Consider the following 13,312-nt stretch of genomic DNA (forward strand, 5'->3'; position numbering starts at 1 on the left):
GAGCCGGGAGTAGGTACGGGCGTGAGATCCCGCACGGGGCTGCTTCTAGCGGTGCTCGGGCTCACCCATCGGCACGGCAAGCGCTCGACGTGCCTTTTTTCGTGTGATGCGATCCACAACCAGAAATACTACGCCGGCGAGCAACACGCCGATGAAGGCGAAGCCGACGGAGAGGAATCCGGCCACCGCGGAACGGGTGAAGTCGGCCGATTCCTGGCCGGTGTAGGCGGAAATAAAGGCGATCACCACACCCACCAGTGCGCCGATGCCCACGAACGGCCAGAACTTGGGTGCAGCGTAAACCGAGACCTCGACGTTCCGTGGGTCCTTCTGGACAGGGGCGGGAGTGTTGGGGTGCTGGCTGGATTCCATACCTCTAGGGTACTAAACCAGCGGCAGCTCGGCCGACAGGTCCGCACGCAGCCCGGAAGCGTTCACTTTCCCCGAGGCCAGGGCCGCCGCCCAGCCGACCCTTCCGGAGGCCAGTGCCAACCAGAGGGGCGCGGGCAGCTCGATGACATTAGGCGGAGTGCCGCGAGTATGCCGAGGTCCGGGGATGCACTGGGTCACCCCGAATGGCGGAACCCGCACCTCGACCGAGTTGCCCTCGGCCCGGGTGGCCAGTTCCTCCAGGGTGTAGCGCACCGCCATGGCGATGAGCGGACGGGGCAGCTCGGCAGCCCCTTCCACGTCGTTCTGGATCCAGCGGCGGAAAGCAGCCGCACCCTCGGCCGGGTCAATGCGTCGTTTCACGGCCATGGGGGATCAGGCTTCCAACGCATCGAGTACGCCGGAGGCCAGACGCACCGATCCCACCGGGACCCCGCCACCAAGCACCGGACGGGTCAGCTTCGCCAGAATCGCGGTCAGCGCACGCGTCGGAATGGCCCCGGCATTGGCCAGCAAGGTCAGGCCCAGCAGGTCGCTTCCGCGCCCCGACCCATCGGCCATCTTCACCGCTACCGCGGTTCCACAGGGAGCGGCCAGCACCAGCACGCCCTCGGCGCCCAGCTTGGCAATGACGCCCAGGTCCTCCATGATCACGGAGTTGGGCAGCCCGTGGCCCTGGACCGCCCATGGGTAGTCGAGCATGGCCGTGGCAATGGTCGCGGCCCGCGCATCGGCGTGTTTGTTGCCCGGGGCCAAGGCCAGCTTGGAGGTGGCCCGGGCCAGTCCGGCCAGTGAGATCACCGGAACCGGAGCACCACATCCGTCCACGCCTACATGGGAGACGGACTCGCCGGCATATTCCTCGATGACCTCGATGACGCGCTGCTGCAGCGGGTGCTCAGGGGAGAGATAGGTCTTGGTGTCCCAGTTGTTTTCGGTGCACGCCCACAGAAATGCTGCATGCTTGCCCGAGCAGTTGAAAAAGAGCGGGGATTTCTCGGCTCCGGCGCGAATCTTTTCGTCGCGGGTCGATTCGTCGCCGGGCCAGGCCTCTGGACACAACAGGTCTTCCACACTCAAACCGGCCTTGGCCAGCATCGATTCAACGACCTCGGTGTGTTCGGTGCTGCCCACGTGGCTGGCGCAGGCCATCGCGACCTGGGCGCCGCGCAACGGCACACCGCACTGCATGGATGCCAGGGCCTGGAACGGTTTGAGCGCCGAACGCGGGTAGATGCGCAGATCCGGGTTTCCCAGCGCCGTGAGCACCTCGCCGGTTCCATCGATGACGACGGCCGTTCCGCGGTGGCGGGATTCAATGAAGCCGTTGCGTTCCAGCACGACGAGATCGACGGTATCGGAAGCAATCAAGGTTTTGGCCATGTGATCTAGTTTACTGTCCGCCGGGCTTCGAGCAGTGCAACGATGAAATCTGAGCCGGGTTCCAGCGGACGCATGTCCCAGGTGGAAAAGCGTGCGGCGAACCTGAGCCCGGCGGCTGCCGCATCCCGCTCAAAGGTTTCCAGCGCGTAGCCCTTGAGTAGGGAGAATCCCACCACGAGCCGGCCGGTCGGGGACAAATGTGCGGCCAAGGACTTCAGTACCGCGCCCGTGCTGCCAGGAGCCACGAAGGCCAAGACATTGCCCGGGGACACAATCACCTCAAATACTTCGTGTTCCCCGGCCTCGTCGCGGAGCTCTAGCGCGGCCAAGTCCCCGACCAGCCAGCGCGAACCGGGAAAGTCCGTTTGGGCGGCGGCAAGTAATTCGGCATCCAGGTCAACACCGGTGACCTGGTGTCCGCGCGCAGCCAGTGCCCCTCCCACCCGGCCGGTGCCGCATCCAGCATCCAATACCTTGGCCCCGCGCGGTGCCACGGCATCGACAAAGCGGGCCTCGCCGTCCAGATCGGAGCCCGAGGTACGTAGTTGCGCAAAGCGGTCGATGTAGTTCTTTGCCTGTGCCGGATCCAAGCGGGCCTGCCGCTGCCACAATGTTTCGAATTCCATGGTTTCGAGCATAGGCGCACGGCCCGGGTCACTGCCGGAGCCATGCTGATGCCAATGCGTCGGGACCGTGACCTCGCGCGGCGCCGGCCCCGGCCAAACCCGGTAGGCTTAAGCCTCGTGAAGGTACTGGTTATTGGCCCCGGAGGCCGCGAACATGCACTGATCCGCGCTTTGGCTGCGGATCCCTACGTCACCGATCTGCATTGCGCTCCTGGCAATGCCGGAATCTCGCGTGATGTCACCACCCACCAAATCGACGCGCAGGACACCGAAGCAGTGGTGGCACTGGCTCGGAAACTGGGCTCGGAACTGGTGATCGTTGGTCCCGAGGCACCGTTGGCGGCAGGTGTCGCCGACGCGCTGCTCGCAGCTCAGATCCCCGTTTTCGGACCCACCCAGGCTGCAGCCCAGCTGGAGGCCTCCAAGGCCTTCGCCAAGAACGTCATGGCCGAGGCCGGGGTTCCCACCGCGATGGCCATGGTCGCCACCAACACGCAGGAAGCTGCCGAGGCATTGGACTCCTTTGGCGCCCCCTACGTGGTGAAGGACGACGGACTGGCCGCGGGCAAGGGCGTTGTGGTCACCTCCGACCGCGCCGAGGCTCTGGCTCACGCGCAGACCTGCTTCGAAGCAGGCGGCACGGTGGTCATCGAGGAATTCCTCGACGGCCCTGAGGTCTCCGTCTTCGTGATCTGCGATGGCACCCACGCCGTCCCGCTGGCCCCCGCCCAGGACTTCAAGCGCATCTTCGATAATGACGAAGGCCCCAACACCGGCGGCATGGGCGCCTACTCGCCACTGCCCTGGCTCCCGGCCGGCTTCGTGGATGAGGTCATGGATCGCGTTGCCTACCCGACCCTGCGCGATATGGAATCCCGTGGCACACCCTTTACCGGGGTGCTGTACTGCGGCCTGGCCATCACCTCCCGCGGCATCCGCGTCATCGAATTCAACGCACGCTTCGGTGACCCCGAAACCCAGGCCGTGCTCGCACGGCTCAAGACCCCGCTCGGCGGACTGCTCATGGCTGCGGCCAAGGGCGAGCTGGACGACGACGAGCAGCTCCATTGGCGCCCCGAGACCGCCGTCGGCGTGGTCATGGCCGCCGAAAACTACCCCGAATCCCCGATCAAGGGTGCGCCCATCACCGGCCTAGATGCTGCAGCGGCACTCGAGGACGTCTCGGTGCTGCACGCCGGAACCACCACCAATGCCGAAGGCGAAATCATCGTCGACGGCGGCCGGGTGCTGGCGGTCGTGGGCCTCGGCGCCGACCTGCACTCGGCGCGCGCGAAGGCTTACGCGGGAGTCGCAGCCATCTCTTGGGACGGTGCCCAGCACCGGACCGACATCGCGTTGAAGGCCGCCAACGGCCAGATCAACATCGCGGAAGGAACCCACTGATGTCAGGCCTGCAAACCGAAACCCTGGATCTCGAGGGCTGGACGCACCACTATTCCGGCAAGGTCCGGGACCTCTACATTCCTGCCGGTTCCTCCTTCGCGGAAACCGATCGGGTGCTGGTGGTTGCCAGCGATAGGATCAGCGCGTTCGACTTCGTGCTGGAATCCGAGATCCCCGACAAGGGCAAGGTCTTGACCCAGCTGAGCCTGTGGTGGTTCGAACAGCTGGCAGAGATCCCCAACCACGTGATCTCCACCGAGGTCCCCGACGCCGTGGCCGGGCGTGCGATGGTGTGCAAGAAACTGGACATGTTCCCGATCGAGTGCATCGCCCGCGGCTACCTGACCGGGTCGGGCCTACTCGAGTACAAGGAACGTCGGACCGTGTGTGCGCTGCCGCTGCCGGCGGGCCTGGTTGATGGTTCGAAGCTGGAACCGGCGATCTTCACCCCTTCGGCCAAGGCCGAGGTCGGCGAACACGACGAGAACATCACCTTTGAGCAAACCGCTGCCCGCATCGGCGGCCAACAAGCAGCCGACCTGCGCGATGCCACCTTGGCCTTGTACACGCGAGCCGAGGCTATCGCCCGCACCCGCGGCATCATCCTGGCCGATACCAAGGTCGAATTCGGCATCGATCCGGCCAACGGCCAGATCACCCTGGGTGACGAGGTGCTGACCCCGGATTCCTCGCGCTTCTGGGACGCCACCACCTACGCGCCGGGGCAGGCACAGTCCTCCTTCGACAAGCAATTTGTCCGGGATTACCTCACCTCGGCGGCCTCGGGTTGGGATAAGAACTCGGGTGCGGAACCTCCGGCGTTGCCGGCACAGATCATCGAGCGCACCCGCGAACGCTACATCGACGCCTATGAGCGCCTGACGGGGCTCAGCTTCAGCGCCTAAACTCGCAAGACTGTACAACGCCTCGGGGGGCCCAGTTCATCATGAACCGGGCCCCCCGAGGCATTTCTCATTCGGTGGGGTCTCTGGCTCGTGGCCAGCGGTGGCTAGGCGCCCCGGCGCAGGTGATACAGCACGTACCCGTAGGACAATTCGGTGCGCCCCGGGTTTTGCTGCAGCCATGGTTCCACGGCCTCGGGCGGAAACTCCATGCGCAAAACCCGGCCCAGATCCCCGGGACTCTGAAAGCTCCAGCTGCTCATCACCTCGTGGCGTTGGGCGCCGGCCTGGGCCGACCACCGCCGGATGTACTCGTCGTGGCCCTGGGACCCCGCCCGGGAGCTGCACGCCAGCAGGGCCGCGAACTCCCCGTGGCGGTGGTCGTTGTCGATCACGATGAGTGACCCGCCGGGCCGAAGCACCCGCAGGGCCTCGGCCAGTCCGGCAGTGCAGTGGTTGGTAGCCGACGGAAAGAAATACGCGAACCTGGCGTGGATGACATCAACACGGCCAGCGGCAGGTGTTCGGCCGAACAATGGAGCACCACGGCCGCGCCGGTCCGTGCCCGGGCCGCGGCCAGCAAGCTGGTACCGGTTTCCACCCCGATGACCGTGTGGGCGCTCTTGGCGTAGCGGGGGAGCCAGAACCCGGTCCCGCAGCCCAAATCCACGATGCTCTTGGCGGCCCACGGAGCCAAAGCATCCAACGCATCCCAGACCAGGTTCCCCCAGATCCAGCGCCAGGTTTTCGATCTCGTAGAGTTCCGGATCCAGGCCCTGGTTGGGTGCACGGACAAAGTCTGGCAGCCCGTGCTGGTTACCCACTCCTAGACCAGCGACTCGCGCCAGGCCCTGTGCAGGGCGGCGAAGCGCCCCTCGGAACCGATGAGCTCGGCCGGGGAGCCGTCCTCGACGATCTTGCCGTCGTGGACCACCAGCACCCGGTCGGCGATCTGCACGGTGGAGAGCCGGTGCGCGATAATCAGCGCGGTCCGGTTGCCCAGCAGCGTCTGCAGTCCACGCTGCACGGCACGTTCCGAGGGGATATCCAGCGAGCTGGTGGCCTCATCGAGGATCAGCACCGCAGGGTCGGCCAGGAAGGCCCGGGCGAAGGAGATCAGCTGGCGCTGCCCGGAGGACACCCGCCCACCACGCTTGTTCACATCGGTGTCGTAGCCTTCGGGCAACGCGGTGATGAATTCGTGGGCGCCGACGGCGCGGGCGGCCAGAATGATCTCCTCGATGGTGGCACCGGGCTTGCCCAACGCAATGTTCTCGGCGACCGTCCCGGAGAACAGGAACGCCTCCTGGGTCACCATGACCACATGCCGACGCAGGTCGTTGTTGGCGATTTGCTCGATCGGGACCCCGTCGATGGACAGCGTGCCGGAGCGCAGGTCGTAGAAGCGGGCGATCAGCTTGGCCAGGGTGGACTTGCCGGCACCCGTCTGTCCGACCACGGCGATGGTCTGGCCCGCCGGGATGGCCAGGTCGAACTTCTCCATGATCACCGGGCCGTCCCCGTAGCCGAAGACGGCGTCGGTGAATTCCAGGGCCCCGGCGGCGTGTTCCAACGGCTGCGGTTTGGCCGGTTCCACCACGGTGGGTGCTTCTTCGAGCAGCCCGGAGACTTTTTCCAGTGCGGCGGTTGCCGACTGCAGCGATTGGTAGAACATGGCAATGTTCTCCACCGGTTGGAACACCCGATTGGTGGCCAGCAGCAGGGCCACCAGCACCCCGACGCCCAGTTCTCCGTCGAGGATGCGGAAACCACCCCAGGCCAGCACCGCTGCCACCGCGAGGTTGCCGATGAGCACCAGCGAGGGCTGAAGCACGCCGAAGAGGTTGATGGAGCGGATCGAGTTGTCCCGGTATTCGCCGGCGATCTGCGAGTAGGCAGCATCGTTGGACTTTTCCTTGCGGAAGGCCTTCACCGCGCGGATCCCGGTCATGGTCTCCACAAAGGAACCGATGACGCGGGCCGAGACCACCCGGGATTCACGGAAGACCAGCTCGGAGCGCTTCTGGTACCAGCCAAAGAGCAGCCAGATGGGCAGGGCGGTCACCAGCACCACCAGCCCGGAGCGCCAGTCGAGTACGAAGATGGAGATCAAGGTGAACACCACAAAGACCCCGGCGGAGACCAGTTCGGAGATCCCCTGGTCCAGCAGTTCGCGCAGTGTCTCCAAATCCGAGGTCTGCCGGGAGATGATCCGGCCCGAGGTGTAGTTCTCGTGGAACTCCAGGCTCAGGCGCTGGGTGTGCCTAAAGACGTCCAGCCGCAGATCCAGCAGCATCGCCTGGGAGATTCTGGCGGTGCACAGGATGTACCAGCCCAACAGGGACCCGGCGGTGATGGCCGCCAGCACGTAGGCGCCTCCGGTGATGCCCAGGGCAGCCCAGTTGCCGTTGCGCACCTGTGGCAGGCCCCAGTCGATGGCCCAGGCGATGAGCAGCGGGAAGGCGACGCGGGCGAGGTTGGACACCACCACCAGCACGAGGGTCAGGGCCAACATCGGCTTTTGGGTGCCGGCCAGGGCGGCCAGCAGCTTCCACGAACGGGTGCGCACTCGCTTGCGTTCGGACCTGGACAGGTTGATGGAGTCCTCGTTGGCGACGCCGGCGTACTGGCTCATGGCTGCATTCCTCCTGGCCGGGGGATGGAGTTGGTTTCCTCGTCCTCGAGACTGGCGATGACGTAACGGTAGTGGGCGTTGCGACCCAGCAGTTCCGAGTGCGTGCCCACATCGTGGATCAACCCGTCCTGCAGCAGCGCGACCCGGTCGGCCAGGGCCACCGTGGAGGGGCGGTGCGCCACGATCAACGTGGTGGTGCCGGCCAGGGTGGCGCGCAACCGCTCGGTCACCGTTTCCTCGGTGCGCACATCCAGGGCGGAGAGCGGGTCGTCAAGCACCAGCACGCGCGGCTTGGCGGCGATGGCGCGGGCCAGGGCGATGCGCTGGCGCTGCCCGCCGGAGAGCGAGAGCCCTTCTTCGCCGATGACGGTGTCCAGGCCGTGGGGCAGCTGCCGGGCGAAGCCGGCCTGCGCGGTTTCGATGGCCGAATCGAGCAGCGTCTCCAACTCGCCGGGCTCCAGCGCCGGTGCCCCGAGCAGCACGTTGTCCCGGATCGAGGCGGAAAACAAGATGGTGTCCTCGAAGGCCACGGCGACATCGCGGCGCAGTTCCAGAAGATCCCGGTCGCGCACGTCGACTCCGTCGATGAGCACCTGGCCTTCGGTGGCCTCGTAGAGCCGGGGGACCAATTGGAGCAGCGTGGACTTGCCGGTACCGGTCATCCCGACCAGCGCCATGGTTTCCCCGGGCCGCACGTGCAGGTTGATGCCGCGCAGCGTGGGTGCCGCACTGCCGGGGGTGTCGGGGAAGCGGAAGACGACGTTGCGCAGTTCGAGGTCACCGCGTTGGGTGGACGGGGATGCCGGTTCCTCGGGTGTGGTGATGGTGTTTTCGGTGTCCATGACCTCGAAGTGGCGATCCAGCGCCGTCTTGGTGGTCAGGGTCATGCCCATGAGCATGCCCATGTTCTCCACCGGGCCGGCCAGCACCGTGGCGGTGGCGAAGTAGGCGACCAGCGCGCCGACGCTCAGCTGGTCCTGTGCCGCGAGCCAGAGCCCGGCGGCCAAGCCCAGGCCCAAGGTGGTCTCGGGGATCGCGACCACAAAGAGGATGAAGCCGGCCAGGGTCTTGGCCTTGGAGACCTCGGTGTCGCGCAGCGCCTTGGCCCGGAAGTTGAAGCCGTCGTACATGTGCCGTCCGCGGCCAAAGGCCTTGATGACGCGAATGCCATGGACCGATTCCTCCACCGCTGTGGCCAGGTCGCCGGCCTGGTCTTGGCTCAGCCGGCTGGCGGCGCGGTAGTTGTTGCGGAAATGGAAGGCCTTGATGGTGATGGGGATGGCCCCGGCCAGGTAGATGGCGCCCAGCACCGGGCTGGAAATGAACATCAGGGTCAAGCCGGTGAGCACCGTGACGGTGGAGACCACCAACATCATGGCGCCGAAGGCCAGCCAGCGGCGCAGCAGGCTCAAGTCCGACATGGACCTGGAGAGCAGCTGGCCCGAGCCCCAGCGCTCGTGGAAGGCCACGGGGAGCTGCTGCAGGTGGCCGAAGAAGCGAACGCGCATCTGGGTTTCCAGGCGTGCCGCAGGGGTGATCACAAATTGTCGGCGCAGGAACACCAGCAAGGCTTCAAGCGCGCCGAGCCCGCCGACCAAGGCCACCGCCGACCAGACTTCGGAGCCCTGCCCCTCGGGGTTCAGGACGTTGTTCACCAGCCATGCGAGCACCTGCGGAATGGTCAATGCCACGATGCCTGCCGCGAGCGCGCAGAGGAACCCGAAGAACAACCGAGGCAGGATGGGTTTGACCAGGGGAAGCAGTCGGGCGAACGTTGCACCCAGAGACGGCGTGCCCGCTGCGGGGGAGTGTCCTTGTTGTACTGCCACCAGTGTCCGACCTCAATCCCAGAGCGCCAATTCGCTACAAGAATTACCTTACAGCGTGGGGTTGGGATTATTCAATCGGACGCCGGCGGGTCAGGAACCATCGGTCAAGGTGAGCAAAATAGCTTCCGGCGGGCAGGCAATGCGCACCGGTGCGAACCGTGAGGTGCCGATGCCTGCCGACACGTTCAGCGGCGTGCTCTTTCCTGCATGCTCCCAATAGGTCAGGCCGCTGGCGCGCCATGTCGGCAAATCACAATTGGTCACCACTGCGCCGTATCCCGGGATGCAGACCTGTCCGCCGTGCGTATGCCCGGCCAAGATCAAGTCGGTTCCGGCATCCGTGAAGGTGTCCAGCACCCGCTGGTACGGAGCGTGCGAGAGCGCGATCCGCAGGTGCGGTGCGGCGCTGGAGGAGACAGAACCCGAGGGCCACCCGGCAAAACGCTCTAGCCCCAGATGCGGGTCATCGACGCCGGTGAATTCCAGTCGGGTCCCGTTCACGACCATGGAGTGGTTCTTGTTGGTCAGATTCACCCAGCCAGCTGCACCGAAGGCGCTGTGCATTTGGCGCCATGGCAACTGGTGCTTGGGGGAGTTGCGTGGAACGTGCGAAGACTTGGCCAGGTAGCGCAACGGGTTCTTGGGCCGCGGGGCGAAGTAGCAATTCGACCCGGGAACGAAGGCTCCGGGAAACGCCATGAGTGGCCCCAACGCGGTGACCAGCGCATCAAGTCCGTTCTGGTGCCCCAAATTGTCGCCCGTGTTAACGACCAGATCGGGTTGCAGGTCCGCCAGGGAGTGCAGCCAACGCCGCTTGAGTTCCTGCTGGGGGGCCATGTGGATGTCGGACAGATGCAGGATGCGGATCGGAGTCGACCCCTCGGGCAGGAGTGCCAGAGTTTCTTTCCGGAGTATGAACTTGGTGGTTTGGCCTAGCCCGTACCCGAAGAGCACTCCGGCCGAAGCTACACCGGCACCAACCGCCAAAGCGGCCCCACGGGCAGTGCGTGAGGCCACCTTGGCCAGTGAAGGAGTCATCACCATGGAACTAGTCGTCCTTCTTCGGCTTCGACGGCTTGGAGGAGTTGTTCTCCGACTTGCCCTTGGACTTGTCCTTCGAGCTGTCCTTGGACTTATCGCTCTTGGAATCGTTCGACTTGGAATCGTTCGACTTCGAATCGTTCGACTTCGAATCGCTGGACTTCGACGGTTTGGAAGACTCGGAATCCTTGTCGTCGTCCTTCGACTCGGACTTGGGCTTCGGAGGCGGCTTGGGAGCCGACTTGGCCTGGCCGAAGGAATTGCGTTCGAACTCGGTGACGGCTTCTTCCATGAAGTCCACCCACAACGGGGCGGCGTACGTGGAGGAGTCGACCATCCAGGGGGCCCTTTTGCCGTTAATCGTGGCACCGTGCATTTCGTTCTTCTTTTCGCCGGCCTTGCCCTCGAGTCGTCCGACCCAGGCAGCGGTAGAGATGCCGGTGCTGTAACCCACGAACCAGGTCGAAGAAGCGTAGTTGTTGGTACCGGTCTTTCCGGCGATCGGTCCGGAAACGCGGCCCTTGGATACACGGTTGGTCGCGATCTTCTTCATCGTGCCATTCATGTCCGCGGCGACCTGTGAACTCATGACTTGCTCGCAACTGACAGGTGGGACCTTGTATTTGTTGCCCGTGGCATCGGTAACGGAGGTCAGAGCACGTGGCTCGCAACGTTCGCCCCTGTTGGCCCAGGTGGAGAACGCCGAGGCCTGGGCCAGCGGGGTGATATTGGCAGAACCCAGGATGAACGACGGGTCACTCGGGCTGATGGGCTGCGCGACCGTAGTCTTTTCGCCGGTCTTCAGATCCTTGTAGTTGTCCTGGTCTACGACACCCAAGCGGGATGCGGCCTGCGAGATGTCGCAGAGGTCCAACATGGAGGCTTCCTTGACGGTGGCCGTGTTGATGGACCAGTACAGGCCGATGTCCGCGGTCATTGTCCGCTTGAAGCCAGCCGAGGCGTTGTTGACTGGCCAGCCGCCGGTTGCGACCGCATATCCCCGGGGAAGGCAGCTGGCCTTCCATTTGAACGACTCTGGATATTTGTCGGTGGCGGCATTGACTTTGTCGTACATGTGGTGCCCGGACTCCAGCCACGCCATGGTGGTGTACGGCTTCATGGTGGAACCGCCCTGGAAACCGCCGGCACCGCCCAGCGAACGTTCCACGGCAAAGTTGTACATGGTGTTGCCGTTTTTGCCCTCGGCCTTGGGAGCGTAGGTGGTGTTCTGCGCCATCGTAACGATGTTGCCGTTCTTGGGCTCGACGGAGACAAGCGAGGCGAAGACGTCTTCGTTGGCCTTCGGGTCGATGGCCTTGCGGGCGTCCTTGGCTGCCTTCTTGTTCAGCTTGGTGTCCAAGGTGGTCTTGATGGTCAGCCCGCCACGGTACAGCAGGTTTTCGCGGTCCTTCTTGGTCTTGCCGTACGCCGCGTTGGTGGTAATCAGCTGGGTGACGTAGTCGCAGAAGTAGGCGGCGTCATCGGCAGCGATGCAACCTGACTTAACATGGTGCGGCTTGGGGTCCAGCTTGGACTTCACGGCCTTGTCGTAGGCCTTCTTGTCGATGGCACCGGTGCGCAGCATGGCAGCCAACACGGTGTTTCGACGCTTCAGGCTTCGTTCCGGGCTGGTCTCCGGGTTGTAGGCGTTGGGAAGCTGCACCATTCCCGCGAGCATCGCGGACTGCTGCAGGTTCAGGTCCTTGGCGTCAATCGAGTAGAAACGCTGCGCCGCGGCCTGGATGCCGTAGTTGCGGCCGGAGAAGAGCACGAGGTTCAGGTAACCCTCGAGGATCTCGTCCTTGGTCATTTCCTTCTCGATTGAGATCGCCAGCTTGGCCTCGCGGGCCTTGTCCGCAATGTCCTTGGAACCCGAAATCGTCATCTGGGAACGATCCACACCATTGACGGAGTCGGCATTGATCAGCAGGTTGTTGACGTACTGCTGGGTGAGCGTGGAAGCGCCCTGCTGAGACGACGAGGTGAAGTTGTGCACGGCGGCGCGGGCAATGCCCCGGATATCGACGCCGTTGTGCTCGTAGAAGCGTTCGTCTTCGATAGCGACGATGGCCTTGCGCATGATCGGAGAAATCTCATCCAGCTTGACCGGCTGGCGGTTCTCCGAATAGAACGTGGCGATGGTCGTGCCATCGGAGGCCTGAATTTTGGAGGGCTGGCCGATCGGTTCGCCCTTGAAACTAGCGGGCAGTGCGTTGAACACCTCTGCTCCGGCCGTGGCACCACTGCCGGCCAATGATGCGACGGGGACCATGAGTCCTGCCGCAAGGACTCCACACAGTGCGCTCACCCCAAAGAAGGCAACGATCTTGCCAAGGGTGGTAGCCGTGTCAAAAAAAGGGGACTTTTTAGCTGCCATGCCCACTAGTTTACAAGGACGCGCTAACGTATCGGTTATGACCACATGGGAGTACGCCACATTGCCACTCATTATTCACGCCACGAAGCAGATCCTGGACCAGTGGGGAGAGGACGGTTGGGAGCTTGTTACCGTCGTCCCCGGCCCCAATGGAAATGCTCCTGTCGCTTACCTCAAGCGGCCCAAGGCCTAAGTAAAGAAACGAGATATACACATGCAACAAGAGACTTCTTCAGCCATCGAAACACGCCTCAGTGAACTTGGTCACACCCTTCCGGTGGTGGCCGTACCGGTGGCCGCCTACGTGCCGGCGACCATCACAGGCAACCTGGTTTACACCTCCGGCCAGCTGCCATTTATTAACGGGGAACTCACAGTGAAGGGAAAAGTCGGAGCCGAGGTTACGGCGGAGGTCGCAGCGGGCCAGGCCCAGGTCTGCGCGCTGAACGCGCTGGCGGCAGTTAAAAGCGTCATCGGGGACCTGGATCGCATTGTCCGCGTGGTCAAGGTCGTTGGCTTCGTCGCTTCCGATCCGTCCTTTACGGGCCAGCCGGCAGTCGTCAACGGTGCATCCGAATTCCTCGGAGAGGTTCTTGGTGACAAGGGCCTGCACGCACGCTCCGCCGTCGGCGTTGCGGCGCTGCCACTGGACGTGCCAGTTGAGGTCGAACTGATCGTTGAGTTTGCGTAACCAGAACGATGATGGCGGCCCCGAGGATGTGAGG

Annotated in this window: 14 protein-coding genes; 4 read left to right on the top strand and 10 right to left on the bottom strand. The window is 64.2% G+C overall.

The window, feature by feature from the left end:
- Positions 1–45 precede the first annotated feature (45 nt).
- Genes ADIAG_RS07840 through ADIAG_RS07855 form a run of 4 tightly spaced genes read right to left on the bottom strand, consistent with a single transcriptional unit; the run spans position 46 to position 2,399 of the window.
- Positions 46–372 carry a hypothetical protein gene (locus ADIAG_RS07840; protein ID WP_007270809.1) on the bottom strand — a complete coding sequence of 109 codons (327 nt, stop codon included), beginning with the start codon at positions 370–372 and terminating at the stop codon, positions 46–48.
- A 12-nt stretch (positions 373–384) separates the two neighbouring features.
- Complete coding sequence (locus ADIAG_RS07845) at positions 385–759, bottom strand: sterol carrier family protein (protein ID WP_007270810.1); 375 nt, start codon at positions 757–759, stop codon at positions 385–387.
- A 6-nt stretch (positions 760–765) separates the two neighbouring features.
- Positions 766–1,773 carry an asparaginase gene (locus ADIAG_RS07850; RefSeq protein WP_007270811.1) on the bottom strand — a complete coding sequence of 336 codons (1,008 nt, stop codon included), beginning with the start codon at positions 1,771–1,773 and terminating at the stop codon, positions 766–768.
- 5 nt (positions 1,774–1,778) lie between these two features.
- A complete protein-coding gene (locus ADIAG_RS07855) occupies positions 1,779–2,399 on the bottom strand; it encodes a class I SAM-dependent methyltransferase (protein ID WP_043474208.1) in 621 nt (206 codons plus the stop codon).
- A 117-nt stretch (positions 2,400–2,516) separates the two neighbouring features.
- Between ADIAG_RS07855 and purD the strand changes: the two genes are divergently transcribed.
- The gene (purD, locus tag ADIAG_RS07860; protein ID WP_043474084.1) at positions 2,517–3,803 is read left to right on the top strand and encodes a phosphoribosylamine--glycine ligase; all 1,287 of its coding nucleotides are present in this window, start codon (positions 2,517–2,519) and stop codon (positions 3,801–3,803) included.
- A complete protein-coding gene (locus ADIAG_RS07865) occupies positions 3,803–4,708 on the top strand; it encodes a phosphoribosylaminoimidazolesuccinocarboxamide synthase (protein WP_007270814.1) in 906 nt (301 codons plus the stop codon). The genes purD and ADIAG_RS07865 overlap by 1 nt, the downstream gene beginning before the upstream one ends.
- A gap of 104 nt (positions 4,709–4,812) precedes the next feature.
- Here the strand turns inward: ADIAG_RS07865 and ADIAG_RS22105 are convergent, their stop codons facing one another.
- The 6 genes from ADIAG_RS22105 to ADIAG_RS07890 all read right to left on the bottom strand — a co-directional run bounded on the left by ADIAG_RS22105 (position 4,813) and on the right by ADIAG_RS07890 (position 12,587).
- Complete coding sequence (locus tag ADIAG_RS22105; RefSeq protein WP_235045861.1) at positions 4,813–5,100, bottom strand: ammonia monooxygenase; 288 nt, start codon at positions 5,098–5,100, stop codon at positions 4,813–4,815.
- Positions 5,097–5,495: a methyltransferase domain-containing protein gene (locus ADIAG_RS22110; protein ID WP_321162812.1), complete on the bottom strand. Its 399-nt coding sequence runs from the start codon at positions 5,493–5,495 to the stop codon at positions 5,097–5,099. Before ADIAG_RS22110 ends, ADIAG_RS22105 begins: the two co-directional genes overlap by 4 nt.
- A 36-nt stretch (positions 5,496–5,531) precedes the next feature.
- Positions 5,532–7,340 carry an ABC transporter ATP-binding protein gene (locus tag ADIAG_RS07875; RefSeq protein ID WP_007270816.1) on the bottom strand — a complete coding sequence of 603 codons (1,809 nt, stop codon included), beginning with the start codon at positions 7,338–7,340 and terminating at the stop codon, positions 5,532–5,534.
- The gene (locus tag ADIAG_RS07880) at positions 7,337–9,169 is read right to left on the bottom strand and encodes an ABC transporter ATP-binding protein (RefSeq protein WP_007270817.1); all 1,833 of its coding nucleotides are present in this window, start codon (positions 9,167–9,169) and stop codon (positions 7,337–7,339) included. Before ADIAG_RS07880 ends, ADIAG_RS07875 begins: the two co-directional genes overlap by 4 nt.
- 90 nt (positions 9,170–9,259) lie before the next feature.
- Complete coding sequence (locus ADIAG_RS07885) at positions 9,260–10,213, bottom strand: metallophosphoesterase (protein WP_007270818.1); 954 nt, start codon at positions 10,211–10,213, stop codon at positions 9,260–9,262.
- A gap of 4 nt (positions 10,214–10,217) precedes the next feature.
- Complete coding sequence (locus ADIAG_RS07890; protein WP_152426095.1) at positions 10,218–12,587, bottom strand: transglycosylase domain-containing protein; 2,370 nt, start codon at positions 12,585–12,587, stop codon at positions 10,218–10,220.
- Between the two features lie 37 nt (positions 12,588–12,624).
- On the opposite strand from ADIAG_RS07890, the gene ADIAG_RS21185 reads away from it, so the two are divergent.
- Together ADIAG_RS21185 and ADIAG_RS07895 are read left to right on the top strand one after the other, a co-directional pair.
- Positions 12,625–12,780 carry a DUF4177 domain-containing protein gene (locus ADIAG_RS21185; RefSeq protein ID WP_085940363.1) on the top strand — a complete coding sequence of 52 codons (156 nt, stop codon included), beginning with the start codon at positions 12,625–12,627 and terminating at the stop codon, positions 12,778–12,780.
- 21 nt (positions 12,781–12,801) lie between these two features.
- On the top strand, positions 12,802–13,278 hold the full coding sequence (locus tag ADIAG_RS07895) for a RidA family protein (RefSeq protein ID WP_007270820.1): 477 nt from the start codon (positions 12,802–12,804) through the stop codon (positions 13,276–13,278).
- Positions 13,279–13,312 lie beyond the last annotated feature (34 nt).

Origin of the sequence: Paeniglutamicibacter gangotriensis Lz1y (assembly GCF_000348945.1) — a bacterium.
GTDB lineage: Bacteria > Actinomycetota > Actinomycetes > Actinomycetales > Micrococcaceae > Paeniglutamicibacter > Paeniglutamicibacter gangotriensis.

What these genes read in the sequence shown, in the direction of transcription:
- ADIAG_RS07885 (WP_007270818.1), bottom strand. Translation starts at nt 10,213, where the DNA reads ATGGTGATGACTCCTTCACTGGCCAAGGTGGCCTCACGCACTGCCCGT.
- ADIAG_RS07850 (WP_007270811.1), bottom strand. Translation starts at nt 1,773, where the DNA reads ATGGCCAAAACCTTGATTGCTTCCGATACCGTCGATCTCGTCGTGCTG.
- ADIAG_RS07840 (WP_007270809.1), bottom strand. Translation starts at nt 372, where the DNA reads ATGGAATCCAGCCAGCACCCCAACACTCCCGCCCCTGTCCAGAAGGAC.
- ADIAG_RS21185 (WP_085940363.1), top strand. Translation starts at nt 12,625, where the DNA reads ATGACCACATGGGAGTACGCCACATTGCCACTCATTATTCACGCCACG.
- ADIAG_RS07865 (WP_007270814.1), top strand. Translation starts at nt 3,803, where the DNA reads ATGTCAGGCCTGCAAACCGAAACCCTGGATCTCGAGGGCTGGACGCAC.
- ADIAG_RS07875 (WP_007270816.1), bottom strand. Translation starts at nt 7,340, where the DNA reads ATGAGCCAGTACGCCGGCGTCGCCAACGAGGACTCCATCAACCTGTCC.
- ADIAG_RS07895 (WP_007270820.1), top strand. Translation starts at nt 12,802, where the DNA reads ATGCAACAAGAGACTTCTTCAGCCATCGAAACACGCCTCAGTGAACTT.
- ADIAG_RS07845 (WP_007270810.1), bottom strand. Translation starts at nt 759, where the DNA reads ATGGCCGTGAAACGACGCATTGACCCGGCCGAGGGTGCGGCTGCTTTC.
- ADIAG_RS07855 (WP_043474208.1), bottom strand. Translation starts at nt 2,399, where the DNA reads ATGGAATTCGAAACATTGTGGCAGCGGCAGGCCCGCTTGGATCCGGCA.
- ADIAG_RS07890 (WP_152426095.1), bottom strand. Translation starts at nt 12,587, where the DNA reads ATGGCAGCTAAAAAGTCCCCTTTTTTTGACACGGCTACCACCCTTGGC.